Below are 827 nucleotides of genomic sequence, written 5' to 3' on the forward strand. Positions count from 1 at the left end.
CTCAAGTATCCCCTCATTTATTATCCGACGGCGAGGACGGCGGCGGTGAGGTTGTTTTGGCGGATCAACGCCTGGAAGCGCTGGATCAGGGCGCATAAGTCTGGCTCCGGCATGTTGGGAATGGCGTCGTAGTAGAGGCAGCCCTGGCGGAACAGGGAATGAACGCGGCGCTTGACGGTGTTGCTTTTGAGAAGGCGGTCCATGCCGAGCGCTTCGCCGGCGCCGCCGAGCAGGGTCAGCAGCATCACGGCGATGGCGCTGATCAAAAGCAGCCTGTCGCGCCGGTGGGGATCGCCAACGCGCGTCGCGCTCAAGCCCATGCCGAAGCGAAGGTCCTTGGTGTCCCTGAACTCGGGCTCGATGCTCCAGCGGCGGGCGTATGAGTTGACGATCGCACGCGCCGTCGCCTGGCCGTCGCTGGCGGCCAGGTGCCAGGCGTCCTTCATGCCCTTGGCGTGGACGCAGACGACCGCGCCAACTTTGTGTTTTTCGCGCGAGATTTCAGCGTCCGCGAGCTTGCGCGCGCGCCCGCCGATGCCGACCCAGTCCCTGGCGCGGCGCGTCTGGCCGCCGGCTGCGGTCACGTAGGTGTCGCCGCGAAAGCGGATCACATAGGCAAAGCCCAGCCTGGCGAGAAGGCCAAACAGCTTGACGTCGCCGAAGCCACGGTCGGCGAGGATCGTCACCCTGGTTGCCTCGGGCAGCACCTGCTTCAGGCGGACCAGACACGCGTCCTCGATGTCGTTGCGCTTTCCGGTCAGTTCGGCCTTGAACACGGAAAGCCACAGCAAAGGCTGGGCGCGTCCATGCCGGGTGACCAGGCTGAG

At 65.5% G+C, this 827-nt stretch carries 1 protein-coding gene; it reads right to left on the reverse strand.

Annotation, left to right across the window (positions count from 1 at the left end; all coding sequences use genetic code 11):
• Positions 1 to 20: 20 nt before the first annotated feature.
• Positions 21 to 827, reverse strand: an 807-nt coding sequence (locus tag N1F91_RS31000; protein WP_289997765.1) for an IS4 family transposase, incomplete at its 5' end; no start/stop codon positions are given.

The sequence above is a fragment of the Aquibium sp. ELW1220 genome (genome assembly GCF_030398385.1).
GTDB lineage: Bacteria > Pseudomonadota > Alphaproteobacteria > Rhizobiales > Rhizobiaceae > Aquibium.